At 43.4% G+C, this 15,994-nt stretch carries 18 protein-coding genes; all 18 read right to left on the bottom strand.

The window, feature by feature from the left end:
* Positions 1–4: 4 nt before the first annotated feature.
* Positions 5–1,096, bottom strand: a complete 1,092-nt coding sequence (gene hisC / locus MKY93_RS07055) for a histidinol-phosphate transaminase (RefSeq protein WP_340758627.1) — start codon at positions 1,094–1,096, stop codon at positions 5–7.
* 25 nt (positions 1,097–1,121) lie between these two features.
* A complete protein-coding gene (gene aroH / locus MKY93_RS07050; protein WP_009497136.1) occupies positions 1,122–1,487 on the bottom strand; it encodes a chorismate mutase in 366 nt (121 codons plus the stop codon).
* Entirely contained in the window at positions 1,484–2,590 is a 1,107-nt protein-coding gene (gene aroB, locus MKY93_RS07045; RefSeq protein WP_009497137.1) for a 3-dehydroquinate synthase, read from the bottom strand. Before aroB ends, aroH begins: the two co-directional genes overlap by 4 nt.
* Position 2,591: 1 nt before the next feature.
* Positions 2,592–3,773, bottom strand: coding sequence for a chorismate synthase (gene aroC / locus MKY93_RS07040; protein WP_009497138.1), 1,182 nt, complete (start codon positions 3,771–3,773; stop codon positions 2,592–2,594).
* A 26-nt stretch (positions 3,774–3,799) separates the two neighbouring features.
* Positions 3,800–4,570, bottom strand: coding sequence for a CheR family methyltransferase (locus MKY93_RS07035; protein ID WP_340758626.1), 771 nt, complete (start codon positions 4,568–4,570; stop codon positions 3,800–3,802).
* Between the two features lie 114 nt (positions 4,571–4,684).
* Entirely contained in the window at positions 4,685–5,131 is a 447-nt protein-coding gene (gene ndk / locus MKY93_RS07030; protein ID WP_009497140.1) for a nucleoside-diphosphate kinase, read from the bottom strand.
* Positions 5,132–5,223: 92 nt separating this feature from the next.
* Positions 5,224–6,198, bottom strand: a complete 975-nt coding sequence (locus MKY93_RS07025; RefSeq protein WP_445683507.1) for a polyprenyl synthetase family protein — start codon at positions 6,196–6,198, stop codon at positions 5,224–5,226.
* Positions 6,199–6,224: 26 nt separating this feature from the next.
* Positions 6,225–6,920, bottom strand: coding sequence for a demethylmenaquinone methyltransferase (locus MKY93_RS07020; protein WP_009497142.1), 696 nt, complete (start codon positions 6,918–6,920; stop codon positions 6,225–6,227).
* Positions 6,921–6,936: 16 nt separating this feature from the next.
* Complete coding sequence (locus MKY93_RS07015) at positions 6,937–7,668, bottom strand: heptaprenyl diphosphate synthase component 1 (protein WP_078816464.1); 732 nt, start codon at positions 7,666–7,668, stop codon at positions 6,937–6,939.
* Positions 7,669–7,704: 36 nt separating this feature from the next.
* Complete coding sequence (mtrB, locus tag MKY93_RS07010; protein ID WP_009497144.1) at positions 7,705–7,926, bottom strand: trp RNA-binding attenuation protein MtrB; 222 nt, start codon at positions 7,924–7,926, stop codon at positions 7,705–7,707.
* 65 nt (positions 7,927–7,991) lie between these two features.
* Entirely contained in the window at positions 7,992–8,561 is a 570-nt protein-coding gene (gene folE / locus MKY93_RS07005; RefSeq protein WP_221836834.1) for a GTP cyclohydrolase I FolE, read from the bottom strand.
* Positions 8,562–8,830: 269 nt separating this feature from the next.
* Positions 8,831–9,103, bottom strand: coding sequence for an HU family DNA-binding protein (locus MKY93_RS07000; RefSeq protein ID WP_009497146.1), 273 nt, complete (start codon positions 9,101–9,103; stop codon positions 8,831–8,833).
* 433 nt (positions 9,104–9,536) lie between these two features.
* Positions 9,537–11,015, bottom strand: a complete 1,479-nt coding sequence (spoIVA, locus tag MKY93_RS06995) for a stage IV sporulation protein A (protein ID WP_009497147.1) — start codon at positions 11,013–11,015, stop codon at positions 9,537–9,539.
* Positions 11,016–11,400: 385 nt separating this feature from the next.
* Positions 11,401–12,114 (bottom strand): hypothetical protein, encoded by a 714-nt coding sequence (locus MKY93_RS06990; protein ID WP_078816463.1) that lies wholly within the window; start codon positions 12,112–12,114, stop codon positions 11,401–11,403.
* 3 nt (positions 12,115–12,117) lie between these two features.
* Positions 12,118–12,330, bottom strand: coding sequence for a DUF2768 domain-containing protein (locus MKY93_RS06985; protein WP_425441317.1), 213 nt, complete (start codon positions 12,328–12,330; stop codon positions 12,118–12,120).
* Positions 12,331–12,341: 11 nt separating this feature from the next.
* The gene (locus MKY93_RS06980) at positions 12,342–13,364 is read right to left on the bottom strand and encodes an NAD(P)H-dependent glycerol-3-phosphate dehydrogenase (RefSeq protein ID WP_340758621.1); all 1,023 of its coding nucleotides are present in this window, start codon (positions 13,362–13,364) and stop codon (positions 12,342–12,344) included.
* 26 nt (positions 13,365–13,390) lie between these two features.
* The gene (gene der, locus MKY93_RS06975; protein ID WP_340758620.1) at positions 13,391–14,701 is read right to left on the bottom strand and encodes a ribosome biogenesis GTPase Der; all 1,311 of its coding nucleotides are present in this window, start codon (positions 14,699–14,701) and stop codon (positions 13,391–13,393) included.
* A 142-nt stretch (positions 14,702–14,843) separates the two neighbouring features.
* A complete protein-coding gene (gene rpsA, locus MKY93_RS06970; protein ID WP_078816462.1) occupies positions 14,844–15,992 on the bottom strand; it encodes a 30S ribosomal protein S1 in 1,149 nt (382 codons plus the stop codon).
* Positions 15,993–15,994: the final 2 nt, after the last annotated feature.

Below are 15,994 nucleotides of genomic sequence, written 5' to 3'. Positions count from 1 at the left end.
ATCCTTATTCAGTAATTAATAATTGATCAAATGCTTTGAAGAAATCGGTATTTTGCTGTTCAGTCCCTACCGTCACACGGACATACCCCGGAGTACCGAGCAAATTCCCGCTGCGTACGATAAACCCATGCTGTAACAGTTTTTCACAAGCTTCATCGGAATCCATCGGTACTTCTATCAATACAAAGTTTGTTTCGGAAGGATAGATGGCTATAGAATTTTTCTCTGCATAGTCGACATACCGTTTACGTTCTGTGTGATTTTTCTTCACACAGTCTTGAAGAAACTGCTGGTCTCCAAGCGCCACTTCTGCCGCTGCAAGAGCCAGAGAGTTATTATTGAATGGATTGCGTACTTTATTTAATTCTGCCATATTGGCTTTGTTCGTAACGCCATAGCCAAGACGGAAACTAGCCAGCCCGTACGCCTTGGAGAACGTCCGCAACACAATTAAATTGTCGTAATCATGGATCCAATTCATCGCATCTTCCTGTCCAGGATCCGTGACATATTCAAAGTACGCTTCATCAAGAACCACAAGAGCCGTTTTAGGTGCCTGATCTAAGAAATCTTTGATCTTTTTGCTCGATAGCAAGTTACCTGTTGGGTTATTCGGATTACATACCCAAATAATGGCTGTATGATCATCCGCTGCCTTCAAAAACCCTTCTAAATCATGATCCCCATTATCGAGCATAGGCACTTGACGGATTTCAGCACCTTCAATTTTCGCATTATGTGCATATTGAGGAAATGTAACGGAAGCCATTACGGTGTTTGTACCTGGCTGCAAAAGCGCTCTTGAGATCATCGTTACCATTTCATCGGAACCGTTACCGAATAAAATTTCCATCGGATCGACCTGATGAAATTCTGCCAGCTTCGTGCGCAAGCCAGCAGTGAACGCATCTGGATACATTTCAAATTGATCCGCTTTAGAGCGTAGATACTCTGCGACTGCGGGAGAAGAACCATACGGATTTTCATTTGATGCGAGCTTGTTTACTTCCTGCAGTCCGTATGTACGTTTTACTTCAGCAATTGAACGGCCTGGAGTATATGGTTTCATAGTTGATAAAATCGGCTTCCAATTCATTTTGGGGCCCCCTTTTAGAAATGAGTTATTTTTGTAGGTCCGGTCGTAATTGAACTGCATGATTTTGGTAGATGTGTTGGATATCACTTTGCTTCGTTTCGATATTGACGTTCATCATGACCCGGATGCATTTACGCATGGAACCTGGAACATCGATTTCATGTGTACACATGACAGGAACATACGTCCAACCTTCTATCGAACGAATGGCTTTAGCGGGAAATGCCGCTTTGACATCCACCGTCGTAGACACGATGACCGAAGCGATATCTTCTGGATCAAACCGGTTCACTTTCGCCATTTCCAACACAAGTTCTTCAGTTGCCTTCAATATTTCCTGTGCTTCGTCTTTTTCTACAGTCGTCGCGCCTCGAATACCTCTGACACTCACACAATCCCCCCGCTCTCTAGTTTCTGCTTAAACTCTTCAAACACTTCCCTGCATTGCTCAGTAGTAATTTCCTTGACAAATGGCTGTCCGATTTCTTTTAACAAGACAAAATTCATCTTTCCGAATGAAGCCTTCTTATCTTTCTGCATATACGACAACAACTCATCGAAGCTATATGAAAATACCGGTTCAAATGTATAGCCGTTTTGCTTCGCAAATTGTAAGTATTGATTCGTGAAATCAGCCGAAATATCCCCATGTTTTTCACTAAGAAGAAACGCATAACCCATCCCAATCATGACACATTCCCCATGGCTCAATTTGCCGTATCCCGATGCCGCTTCCACCGCATGGCCGAACGTATGGCCGAAGTTCAAAAACTTACGCGTGGAATGCTCAAATTCATCTTCTCCGACAATCTGCGCTTTCACATGTATCCCTTGCATTAATTCACTTTCTAACCACTCGATCGATGGCGTGGAAAATTGTTCTTCTACGAGAAGCTGCTCAGTCCAGACCGCATCGGAAATAAACGCGTGCTTAATCAATTCAGCCATCCCTGAACGCATTTCAGAAGCCGGAAGCGTCTTGAAGACATCTGTATCAAACAACACTGCAGCCGGCTGATGAAAAGCTCCTACCATATTCTTTCCTTCCGGCATATTAATCGCCGTTTTTCCTCCAACCGCGCTGTCATGAGCGAGCACTGTTGTTGGACATTGAATAAAGCGAATGCCTCGCATGAAAGTTGCTGCAACAAAACCAGTCAAATCTCCGCAGGCGCCGCCGCCAAAAGCAATGAGAAGCGAATTACGTGTGAATCCTTCCGTCAGCAGAAACGACTGGCAATCAACATACACGTCGGAACTTTTACAGCTTTCGCCACCCGGCACGATTTTGACCGAAATCTCGCGTCCTGTGCGTGCAAGCGCATTTTTCAATAACGGAAGATGCAGTTCAGCTACATGTGAATCTGCAATAATGCCGATTTTATCCGTGCTGTTAATCAGGTCCGCGTATTCTGAAGCAAATAATTCATACGTTTTTGAACCCACATAAACATTGTACTGATGCTCTTTGACGGAAACCGTTAACTTTTCCATCTTAAAACTCCTTTACATACTGTCTATATTGTTCAATGTCCTTTTGCAGACCGTCCATTGTATCAGAACGGAACTCATTCATGATCGCTTTAGCCATTTCTGTCGCAATGACATGCTCTGCCACGACAGACGCTGCAGGCACTGCACAAGGGTCCGATCGCTCGATTGTTGCTGTAAACGGCTCCTTCGTATCTATATCAACACTCTCAAGCGGCTTGTACAATGTTGGAATCGGCTTCATTACACCTCGTACAACGATAGGCATTCCAGTCGTCATACCGCCTTCCAGTCCGCCTAAGCGATTGGACTTACGGTAGTACCCCCGCTCTGAATCCCAACTAATTTCGTCGTGCACTTCACTGCCCGGCATCCTTGCCATCTCAAAGCCTAATCCAATTTCAACACCTTTGAACGCATTGATGCTCATCATCGCGCCAGCCAATTTGCCGTCCATTTTCCGATCAAATTGTACATAGCTGCCAATCCCAGGAGGACACCCTTCAATAATCACTTCGACGACTCCACCAAGCGTGTCGCCCCGCTTTTTAATATCATCAATTGCCTCTGTCATTTTGGCCGAAGCTTCTTTGTCTGCACAATACACTGGGTCTTCCTCGACAGTCTGACGCAAGTCTTCAATCGTAAGGTTTGCATATGTAGAAGGATCCGTCTCGATTCCTCCGATTTCTGTCACATGAGCAACTGTTTCTATGCCTAGCTGACGCAAGAATTGCTTGGCAACTGCGCCGATTGCAACCCGCATTGTCGTTTCACGTGCAGAAGAACGTTCCAACACATTCCGTAAATCGCGATGTCCATATTTCATGCCGCCGACTAGATCTGCATGGCCTGGGCGCGGTCTCGTAATTTGACGTTTGACGTCCTCAGGATTCATATCTTCTGCCAAAGGTTCGATACCCATAATCCCCGTCCAGTGCTTCCAGTCATCGTTTACGACTGTTAGTGTGACAGGAGAACCGATTGTCTTACCGTGCCGTACACCTGAAGAAATTTCTACACGGTCTTTCTCAATCTGCATTCTTCGACCTCTTCCATGACCGCCTTGTCTTCTCTTTAATTCCTTGTTGATCATGTCTGCCGTCAATTCCATTTGTGCAGGTAAGCCCTCAATGATAGCTGTCAATTGTGGACCATGTGATTCTCCAGCTGTAATAAAACGCATGTTCAGTTCCCCCTTGAATGTTCGTATTATTTTTTTCTATAAAAGAATGTATCCACTGATTCAAAGTTGTATTTTTCAGGGTTGAATATCTGCTCTGTACTGCCGACAAATAAAACGCCCCCTGGCTTTAATGCCTTAGAAAAATTCGTATAAATCTGGTCTTTTGCTTCTTCTGTGAAATAAATCATGACATTACGGCAAACGATGAGATCATAATTCGAATCGTAACGATCTTCCAGCAAATTATGCTGTTTGAATGTTACGGTTTTCTTGATCTCCTCTACCACTTGATACGATTGCCCTTCTTTGACGAAGTATTTACTGACGATTGATTTTGGCACTTCTTTTAACGAACGTTCGCCATATAACCCTACTTTGGCACGGTTAATGACGCCAGCGTCCAAATCAGTAGCCAAAATTGAAATATCTGGCAATGGAATGTGCGTTGCCATCACCATTGCCAATGAATACGGCTCCTCGCCAGTGGAACAAGCAGCACTCCACACTTTCAATCTCTTATTCTTCTCCAATAATTGCGGTAGTATCTTGTTCTCCAGCACATTCCACCGGATTGCATTGCGGTAAAATTCAGAAACATTAATCGTCATGCGGTCCAAGAATTCATCCAACATCTCTTTGTCAGATTGAATCGCTTCAAAATATTCTCTGAAGTCCCGGAAGCCCTTCTTCTCATATAAGGAAGTCAATCGACGTTTCATCTGGGCTTCTTTATATAACGATAAATCAATGCCGGTCTTCCTTTTAATCCCTTGAATTAATATCGAATAATCAGACATGCAAAGCCCTCCTACTGCCCTATCTTTCTATGTATGTTCCTATTATAACGGAAAAAGCATGCCGTATGTATAAGAAAAACAGCCACGCGAAATTCGCTCGGCTGTTTTTGGCGATTAGTTAATCCAGCTGTTCACTGATTTGTCATAAGTCACAAGCTCTTCTTCTTTGAAGAACAAGTTGATTTCGCGGCTTGCTGACTCAGGTGAATCTGAACCATGAATAATATTTTTGCTTACCGTTACAGCGAAGTCTCCACGGATAGTTCCAGGAGCAGATTCTTTTGGATTCGTAGCACCCATCATCAAACGTGCAGTTGAGATGACATTCTCACCTTCCCAAACCATTGCGAATACTGGTCCAGAAGTGATAAAGTCTACAAGTTCACCAAAGAATGGGCGTTCTTTATGTTCACCATAATGTTGTTGTGCAAGCTCTTCGGAAATGTTCATTAATTTCCCGCCTACCATTTGATACCCTTTGTCTTCAAAGCGGCTGACAATTTCACCGATCAGGTTACGTTGTACGCCGTCTGGTTTTACCATTAAAAATGTTCTTTCCATCTGTCAAAACACTCCTTCATCTGTCTATCGGGGAATAACCCTTTTAAATCGTACCACTGACGTCTTTTTCTTTCAACTATAAACAAGATTCGTCAATATTTTCGTTGCCCGATGAAGTCTGCAATTTGGATTAATGCTTTTTTCGACTTGCCATTCGGGAGACCATCAAGTTCTTTTAGCGCCTTTTCTAAATAAAGATCGCTGACATGCTGTGCTTTGTCTATTGCGTCGCTCTGCCGGATGTAGCGTAGCATATTTTGCCGATCGGACTCCAGCATATTTCCAGCGAATGCACGTTCCATATACGGTCTGAATTCAGCATCGTCTTTTATGTATAAAATAGGTAACGTAATATGACCATTCAATAAGTCACTGCCCGCTGGCTTACCAAGCTCCGCGTCTGTTGACGTGATGTCGAGGATATCGTCCACTATCTGAAAAGCCATTCCTGTGAAATAGCCATATCTTCTGAGTTTCCTTACAGTTTCCGCATCCGCATCCGCACTCAATGCACCCAGTTCACAGCTGGAAGCTAGCAATAGTGCCGTTTTCCGCTTAATACGTTGCAGATAATCCCGCATGCCTTGGTCGGTTTGTCTCTGAAAATCAATTTGAATGATTTCACCTTTGCATATTTCCAACATCGTCTCCGCCAAAATTCGGTGTACCGCTTCTTTTTCAATGCTGCCAATAGAAGTCAGCGCACGTGAAAAGATGAAATCACCGGCATACATGGCTACACGGTTATTCCACTTCGCCTTAACCGTCTCCAAACCGCGTCGCATGTCGGAATCATCAATGACATCATCATGTACAAGAGATGCCATATGAATTAATTCAAGCGACACAGCTACCTTTGCTGCTTTTTCGAGGGAGTAGTTGCCGAATTGTGCAGCCAAAATAACGAAAATGGGACGAATTCTTTTCCCGCCAGCTTTTAATAAATGTAAAGAAGCTTGACGAACAATGGGAGAAGAAGATTGCACGGAACGTTCAAGCTCTTTTTCAATACAGGCCACATCTTTCCGGAAATCCGTGTAAAGTGACATCAACTTAATTTTTTCCAAACCCATTACCTTCTCCCATTTACTCATTATTTGTATGCGATATGTCCCGCCGCAGCCCCGCCACTGTAAGACTTATACGAAACTTCTTGATAGCCCGCTTCGACAAAAAGCTGTGCCAGCTCTTTCATCCCCGGAAAATCATTCGCCGATTCTTGCAGCCAGGAATATTCTTTATAACTTTTTGCGAAGAGCTTCCCAAATAACGGCATGATGTATTTAAAATAAAATCGAAAAGCCTGACGATAAACAGGTATTTTAGTCTGAGAGGTTTCCAGGCACACAGCCATTCCACCTGGTTTTAGTACGCGATGCATTTCTTTCAGAACAGTTAGATAATCCGGCACATTCCGCAAGCCGAATCCGATCGTTACGTAATCAAATGAATTATCTGGAAAAGGTAGTGACATGGCATTCCCCTGAACTAACTCAATATTCGGATAGGGAGCCACTTTTTCTCTGCCTGATTCCAGCATATTTGCGCTGAAATCAAGTCCTGTCACTTCGCCAGCAGGACCTGCCGCTTTAGCTAACGCTACCGTCCAATCCGCTGTGCCACAACAGACGTCCAATGCCTTTGAGCCCGGCTGCACATTCATCCGAACCATAATATCGTTCCGCCATTTTATATGCTGATTGAAACTGATTACGGAATTCATTTTATCATAGTCTGTTGAAATCTTTTCAAAGACGTTATGAACTTTTTCTTCTTTTGAGACCGCCACGATTTGCCCCTACTTTCTAAATCAGTTTGCTTGCCCCTTGCTTTGCCATCTTCAGTACTTGATCGACTAAAGGTTTATGTAAATAAAAGTTATTGTGTAATCTATCATCTAAGTTTTCCTGCAATTGCTGAATCCATTTTTCCGTATCTCTTGCATTCGGAGCTAAATGCGGAAATTTCATTCGATTCAAGTCCTGTTGACCGCTTTCTATCAGCCAAATTAAAGGAAACAGCACTTCAACAATAGAAATATATCGGGTAAAACCGAACGTATGATAAAACTCTATTATGCAAGCACTTTCCACTTCACCAATCAATTGTAACCGATCCTCAATGGAATTTGGAGGTTCTTGCAGCAAAGTTGTCTTGCATTCATTGATCCTGCCGATCGCAACAGATAAAGAACGGATGAGATGGAAGTTTGGAATGGATGCCAATAGCTTATAATGAATGCCACTGAAATGATCACCAGCAAGCACCATCAGCTGCTGTTCCTTGGATGAAGCATCTGTACTATCGATTTGATCATGAATATCAAACGCCGTGTGAATTGCGCCAATTGCTAAAGACGCTTGATGCATTTCATCCGTCCATGACTCTCCATTCAACATAGGCAGTAAAAGCAAAAATGCCTTTTGTCTATCGATTGGTGCATGTCCCGCATCTCGCTCGACAATCGGTTGATAAATAGCGCTTCGCAAGTTTTGTATATAATTGTCGACTTGGTCAGTGAATCCTTTTGTATCCATCAGTAAACTCCATTCCCATCAGCCTTAAATTGCCGGTCATTCTTTTTCTTCGCTCGAAACGATTCCATGAGCTGTATGGATTTCAGCTTCACCCCGAATTTTAATGGCAGATGTATGCTCTGTAAACTGAGCAATCATGACCTCTCCTCGATCCAACTTCTCAGTATGGTGAAACTTTGTGTCGTTGCCTCTCGTCAACCCAATGACATTTACTCCGTCTTTTTTCGCTTTAATAACTAAATAGTCAGGTTGTGTCATCTTTGCATCTCCAGTCTCTATATGGTCTTAATGATAGCATATAAATCGAGCGTTCCGCAAAGGCCTCAGTTCGTTTTGAGCAGAGATAGAATTTCAGCACGTTTTACGTCGTCATGTTCATAAATTCCTCTAGCTACTGTTGTGATCGTCTTAGAACCAGGTTTTTTAATACCTCTCATCGTCATGCACATATGCTCAGCTTCAATGATGACATAGACACCGATCGGATTCAGCATTTCCATCATCGCATCTGCGACTGTCGATGTAATGCGTTCCTGCAGCTGCGGGCGTTTTGCAGTCGTCTCCACGGCTCTAGCTAATTTACTTAATCCAGCCACCACTCCATCACGCGGAATATACGCAACGTGGGCAACTCCGAAGAACGGGACCAAATGATGTTCGCACATAGAGTAAAATGGAATATCTTTTACTAGTACGACTTCATCATGGTTTTCATGAAAGACTACTTCAAAATATTCTTTTGGATCTTTATTCAATCCTTCAAATACTTCATGATACATTTTGGCGACACGCTTGGGCGTATCAAGTAAGCCTTCACGGCTTGGATCTTCGCCGATGGCTTCCAAGATCATCGTGACTGCTTGTTCTATTTTATTTAAATCTTGCTCATTCATCACAGTATGTCCTCCTTATAGGAACAAAACCTATTTCACCAAAATAGTAGCATATTCTACACATTCCGTACAGTTAGGGTACTTTTCTTTATCCAACAGACACGCCGGCGGATTTCACAGTTTTTGAAAGGAGTGAACCGAGCACACTTACTTCAAAACCGGGACGCCACTACACCGAGTGTAATTGATTATGTACAAACGTAAAGGAGTCCATCCATTGCCATCTGTTTGACAGATTCGCTGGACGGACTCCTATGTAAAATCTCGAATTATTTTACTGCGTCTTTTAGTGCTTTACCTGCTTTAAAAGCTGGAACTTTACTTGCAGCGATTTCGATCTCTTCACCCGATTGTGGATTACGTCCTTTACGGGCAGCGCGTTCACGAACTTCAAAGTTTCCGAAACCAATCAATTGAACTTTCTCACCCTTCGCAAGAGTCGCTTGAATTGTATCGAATACAGCTTCAACAGCTTTAGTCGCGTCTTTTTTCGTCAGACCTGCCGCTTCTGCTACAGAGTTAATTAATTCTGTTTTATTCACACCGTTCACCTCCTCTCAAAAGGGGATGCTATTGCTGTTAACACTGTAAAAAGAGTAACATAAGAAAAACGGCGGTGCAACAATATTATTGCGCTTTATCGCGATAAACAGTTTTTCTGTGCTTTTCTCCCTTTTTAAAGGAAAAACAATAGAAAAAAGACCCGCTTTTGTCGGATCTTTCTCTACATTATCTTTATTCAGCAGATTATTTCTTTCTCTAATAGGAGATGGGATGAATTCGGAGTAGTTCCTTGTTCAGCAAATGTCGTCAAAAGTGGAAAGCCCTGATTAGTCTTGACAGGCACTGGAGACTTTCCCGAAGTGACCCGAGAGACGGGCGCTTGGAATTGAACGTCACAGATTTCGAAAAGAGTTATACGAACAGGTTCGATTCGAAATCTGGACACTTCCTCACTGAGGCGTAATTGATTCATTAGACGATAAATGTGATCATGCCTTTATTGCCGTCATTCACCATTTGTTCAATTGTTTCTCTCAGTCGTTTTCTAGCTTTGTCCGGGACCGCTGCGGTCTTGAAACGAATACTTTCTTTCATCACTTCATGCAGCGGGGTTCCAAACAACTGTGTTTCCCATAGAGCATCCCGATCATGTAAATAAGCATTTTTCAATTCTTTAAGTAAGTGATGACTATGGAATTCCGAACCGATCAACGGAGAAAATTCAGCTTCCATATCGATTCGTATTATATGCAGCGAAGGCGCCTTCGCTTTCATTCGGACACCATAGAATGTATCTTGTTTGATCAGCTCTGGCGGTGTCGGCTGGAAGTCTGCGATCGTAGGGAGGGCAACACCATAGCCCGACTGCTTTGCTGTATCAATCGCTTCCGCATACATATCATAGGACTTCTTGGCTTTCACGGCTTCTTTTATGAAGACGAGCCAATCTTTTTTGGATCGCATCTCTTTACCCATAAACTCTTCACATACGGCAATATAAGCACGTTCATCCATATCTATATTAACGATCGCTTTTCCTTTACCTGCATCGACTTCTACGACGTCAGCCTGCCGTACAAACTCCTCTTCTTGCAATAATTCAGCAATCTCCTGTACTTTACGTATTTTTGAAACACCCAGGAAACCATCATTGATGACATGGTCGATTCGAGCATTCAGTTTGTGATCATCCCCCAGCTCTTCCATCCAGTCCGGACGTTGCAGTTCAATATCAGTGATCGGAAACTCATACAGTGCTTCTTTTAAGATCAGCTGAATTTCCGCAGCGTTCAATTGATCAGCACTGATCGCAATGACAGGAACGCCATATTTTTCATGCAGTTGCTGTTTTAAATCCAGTGCACGCTCATGCGCAGGCATTTTTGAGTTCAATACAATGACGAACGGTTTACCAATTTCCTGCAGCTTAGAGACGATTTCATTCTCCGCGACTTCCGCAGCAGAGCGAGAAATATTATTAACGGTACCATCCGTTGTCAGCAATATTCCGATCGTTGAATGATCCCGGATGACTTTGTCTGTGCCGATCCTTGCCGCCTCTTCGAACGGGATCGGTTCATTGTGCCAAGGGGTATGAACATATTTCGGTCCTTCCTCGTCTTCATAGCCTTTGACGCCGTCGATTACATAGCCTACGCAATCCGCTAGTCGAATCTGAAATGCCAGTTCTCCTTCTCCAATTGATACGTTTGTGCCTTGAGCGGGCACAAACTTCGGTTCTGCCGTCATGATCACCGGGCCAGGGGAACTCTGAGGCAACTCGTCTTGCGCGCGTATACGGTCGTTTGCATCGGTCATATTCGGAATAACGACTTCTTCCATGACTCGTTTGACAAAGGTGGATTTACCTACACGCACAGGGCCTACCACACCTATATAAATATCACCGTCTGTTCTTCTAGCAAGATTTTCATATAATTCTTCTTTCATCTTTCGCCCTCCTTTTTCTCCGCATAGTAGTTTATGAAACAGAAAAACGTTTCATGCATAATAAAGCATGAAACGTTTTTCAATATCTAGCTATTTATGACTGAGTGTGGGGGCACCATTGATTTCCGTTGAGGGCGGACGCTTTCCGCGGGACGTGCGGTGAGCCGCTTCCTTCTAAGAGCGTGTGCTCCTAACGCTTCGCTTTTACCCGCAAAAGCCGTCCTTCGCTACGGCTTTCGCACAGTCCAGGGTCTCACCTGTCACGCTAATCCCGCAGGAGTCGCCGCCCTCCACTCCAATCAACTAGATAGTCCGTTCTGCAAATTGATACAAAAACAAAACTTTCACTGCGATCAGTTGAACAACTTCCAGCAAAACAAAAAAATTATTTCTTCATAAATACCGGCTCATTGTCTTCGTTCACAGTATATGGCAATGAGTAGGCTGGTAGAATGGCTGAGGTTTCGGAAAGCAGGTAGCGGATGTCCGTTCCTTGCTCGACTTCAGGTTTTTCTTCCGTAAGAATCTTATTCAAATCTATAGAGTAGTCCACGTAGAAATGGCCGTCTCCTGCTACGACAATTGGCAGGTGAGCGTTAGAGTATGGGCTTTCTACAGTTAAAGGTTCTTTGAAACCCATTTTCTTAAAGTCCACTTCATAGACAAACTCGCCTACCGGGTCTAAAAATGGCAGTTCGCCATTGATGAATTTCCGCAAATTCAAATCACGTAATTTCTCTGCTATTCGGAGGTCTACAAGTTTCACAGTCGGGTTTTCTTCAACGTCTGTAAGGACATACTGAAAGATTCCACCGTTTTCGAAAGCATTGGATGGAATTTTTTCAGTGAAATCCGGTACGATTTTTGAAAACTCTATTGGATATTTGATATATTGATCGGTTTCCATGTCTCGCGTTTTGATCGGCAATAGACCACCTGCTTGTTCTTGGTAACTATCCACTGCTTTTTGAACTGTTTCCAACTGGTCAGGATATGGCGTTTCACTTACTTGTTTTTCTTCAGGTGTACGTGATATACAGCCCGACAACAGCAATCCAACACACAACATGACAGTTAATACGATTACTTTTCTATTCATATTTTATGCTCCTCCAGTAGGTCCATTGAATACTAAATAGACCATCGCAAAGAACGAAGTAATTAATAATACATAGGCTATAATGGCAAACAAGATTTTAAGTACGCGATTTTTCAATTTATAACGACTTGTATAGATCAAGCCCATTGAAATCGCCATAAAACCCATCGCGTAAAAAGATAGCCACATTTTATCTAACGAGGACAAAATTGTCACCTTCCTACTATTTATATACCGCCAAAGAACATATCGATTTCTTGTTTCTTCCCGCGGCTCATCAATTGGTCGACTGCTTGCTTCGGTGGAATGCCTCCAAATAAAATCGAGTACAAAGCTTCCGTCAACGGCATGGTCGTGTCGAAATGGTCTGCCAGCTGATAGGCAGCTTTTGTTGTGCGCACGCCTTCTATCACCATTCCCATTTCATCCGTCACCTTCTCCAGTGACTGTCCCTTGCCAAGGCGATTGCCCGCCTTCCAATTTCGTGAGTGGACACTCGTGCACGTTACGACAAGATCACCGAGACCTGTCAAACCTGAGAACGTTTGTTGTTCCGCTCCCATCTTAACACCCAATCTCGTAATTTCAGCCAAGCCTCGTGTAATAAGTGCGGCTTTGGCATTGTCGCCATAACCCAGACCATCCGATATTCCTGCAGCCAACGCAATGACGTTCTTCAACGCACCGCCAAGCTCAACACCCACTACGTCAGCATTGGTATAGACTCGGAAATAATTGTTCATGAATAAATCCTGTACACGCTCTGCCGCCTCCATATTGGATGAAGCGGCTGTCACAGTCGTTGGATGACGGAGCACTACTTCCTCCGCATGGCTCGGACCTGATAATACGACAATTGCAGAGCGAAGCGATTCATCCACTTCTTCTTCAATAATTTCCGAAATCCGTTTTAAGGAATCTGGTTCAATACCTTTTGAGACGTGAACAAAAATTGTAGGAGTTTTAAGTACAGCTTGAATTTTTTTGCACGTTTGACGCATGGCAACTGTCGGAACAGCAAGGACGATTATATTCGCATGCTGCACCGCCTTGTCCAGTTCACTAGTGGATGTAAGATTTTCGGGCAGCTTCACATCAGGCAGATATTGACTGTTCGAATGCTGTTGGTTGATTTCATCCGCTTGCTCAGCACGTCTTGTCCAAATCAAGCTGTCATGCCCATTTTCAGCGAGTACGAATCCAAGAGCTGTTCCCCAGCTTCCTGCTCCTATTATAGAGACGTTTTCCATTACCCCAACCCTTTCTTATCTAGTACTTAGCTTCTTGCTCTCGTGATCAAGCGAATCGGCGTACCTTCAAAGCCAAAAGCTTCCCGCAATCTATTTTGCAAGAAACGTTCATAAGAAAAGTGCATAAGCGATGGTTCGTTGACGAATACAACAAAAGTCGGCGGCTTGACGGCAACTTGTGTCGCGTAATAGATCCGCAAACGTTTCCCTTTATCAGCAGGCGCAGGGTTTCTCGCTACAGCATCTTCGATTACTTCATTTAAGACACTCGACTGGATGCGCAATGCATGATTTTCACTAATCATTTGAATATTGGAGAATAATGTATGCACTCTTTGCTTTGTTTTAGCTGACACAAAAAGAATCGGTGCATAATCCAAGAAACGGAACTGATCCCTGATATCGTCGATAAAATTATTCATCGTCTTATCGTCTTTCTCCAATGTGTCCCATTTGTTCACAACGAACAAGACACCTTTGCCGGCCTCTTCAGCGTATCCTGCAACCCGCTTATCCTGCTCACGAATTCCTTCTTCCGCGTTAAGGACGATTAAGACGACATCAGATCGATCAATAGCCTTCAATGCGCGGAGCACACTGTATTTCTCCATGTTTTCATACACTTTACCTTTTTTACGCATACCGGCAGTATCGATTATCTTGAAGAGTTGTCCATCCACTTCTTTAACAGAGTCGATCGCATCAGTTGTTGTACCAGCAATATCACTGACTATTACGCGGTCTTCGCCGAGAAGCGCGTTAACTAGTGACGATTTTCCGACATTCGGCCGTCCTATCAAGCAAAAACGGATTGTGTCTTCATCTTCCTCTTCAAGATCCATTTCCTTAAAGCTTTCAGCGACCGCGTCCAATAAATCACCCAGACCTAGCCCGTGCGAACCGGATATCGGATACGGTTCTCCAAAACCAAGTGAGTAGAAATCATAAATCATTTCTTTCATTTCCGGATTATCCACTTTATTAACTGCCAAGACAATCGGCTTTTTTGTTTTATAAAGCATTCTGGCTACTTGTTCATCCGCATCGGTTACGCCGTCTCTCCCGTTCGTCAAAAAGATGATGACGTCCGCTTCATCGATGGCGATTTCAGCTTGAGCACGGATCTGTTCCAGCAATGGTTCGTCACCGATGTCAATTCCGCCCGTATCGATTAAATTGAATTCATAATTCAGCCAATCCGCCGGGCTGTATATGCGATCACGTGTCACGCCGGACACATCTTCCACTATGGAGATCCGTTCGCCTACGATGCGATTGAAAATTGTCGACTTCCCGACGTTCGGTCTCCCTACGATTGCTACTGTTGGTTTTTTCATTTGTTTCATTACACCCTTCCGACCTATCTTTGAATATTATACACAAAAAGAATGATGATGCATATGAAAGCATCATCATTCTCATCATACATAGTAATTAAGTTGTTGTTAGTTGATCACAATCGACTCATCACTGATAATATTATTCTTTGAATTTCTTTAGCTGATCGCCGATGACATCTCCGAATGAAAAGCCGGTTGTTTCTTCAGGCATTTCATAGCTGAAGTTCTCTTCGCGAGGATCGTCCTCTTTTTCCAAAAGATCTTTGATGCTTAATGAAATTCGTTTCTCTTCTGGATTGACATCGAGTACTTTCACCTGAACCGTCTGCCCCTCTTCAAGCACTTCGTGAGGTGTACCAATATGCGTATGTGCAATCCTTGAAATGTGGACAAGTCCTTCGACACCCGGGAAGATTTCCACGAATGCACCATATGCCACTAGACGCTTTACTGTTCCTTCTAATACAGAACCGATCGGTGCTTTTTCAGCGACATTTTCCCAAGGTCCAGGCAGCGTGTCCTTGATGGATAGAGATACACGTTCAGCATCGCGATCTACAGACAAGACCCTTACCTTAATTTCGTCTCCTTCTTTCAAGACATCGGAGACACTTTCGATATGTCCATGGGAAATTTGTGAAATATGGACAAGGCCATCTACGCCGCCAATATCAACAAAAGCTCCGAATGAAGCGATCCGTTGTACAGTACCGTCTAAAACATCGCCTTCTTGGATCGACGAAAGTGCTTCTTCTTTTTTCTTATCGTTTTGTTCTTGGACGACCGCGCGATGTGATAGAATCAATCGATTTTTTTCTTGATCCATCTCCACAATTTTAAATGTCATCGTACGTCCTTTATAATCTTCGAATGATTCAACGAAATGATCTTCAACTAGTGAAGCCGGGATAAATCCACGAACTCCCAAGTCTACGACAAGTCCGCCTTTCACTACGTCTTTTACTTCTGTTTCGATGATTTCACCGTTCTCAAATTGTTCTTTTAATGAATCCCATGCGTTTTCCGCGTCTACTTGGCGCTTCGATAAAACATATGCATCGTCCTCAACTTTTGTAATCGCTAACTTCAATTCATCACCGACCTCGACTGCATCGGCTGCTTTTTCAATATGCAAGCTTGAGAGTTCACTGATCGGAATGACGCCATCAAATGGAGCGCCTGCGATTTCAACAGTTACCGATTTTTCTTCAACCTTTGTAACTACACCTGTTACATGATCACCTTCACGGTATTCTTTTACTTCATCCATATTCATCTCTTCAGTCATAT

It is taken from the genome of Sporosarcina sp. FSL W7-1283 (assembly GCF_038003105.1).
Lineage (GTDB): Bacteria > Bacillota > Bacilli > Bacillales_A > Planococcaceae > Sporosarcina > Sporosarcina newyorkensis.
This window is presented reverse-complemented; position numbering and strand designations above follow the sequence as displayed.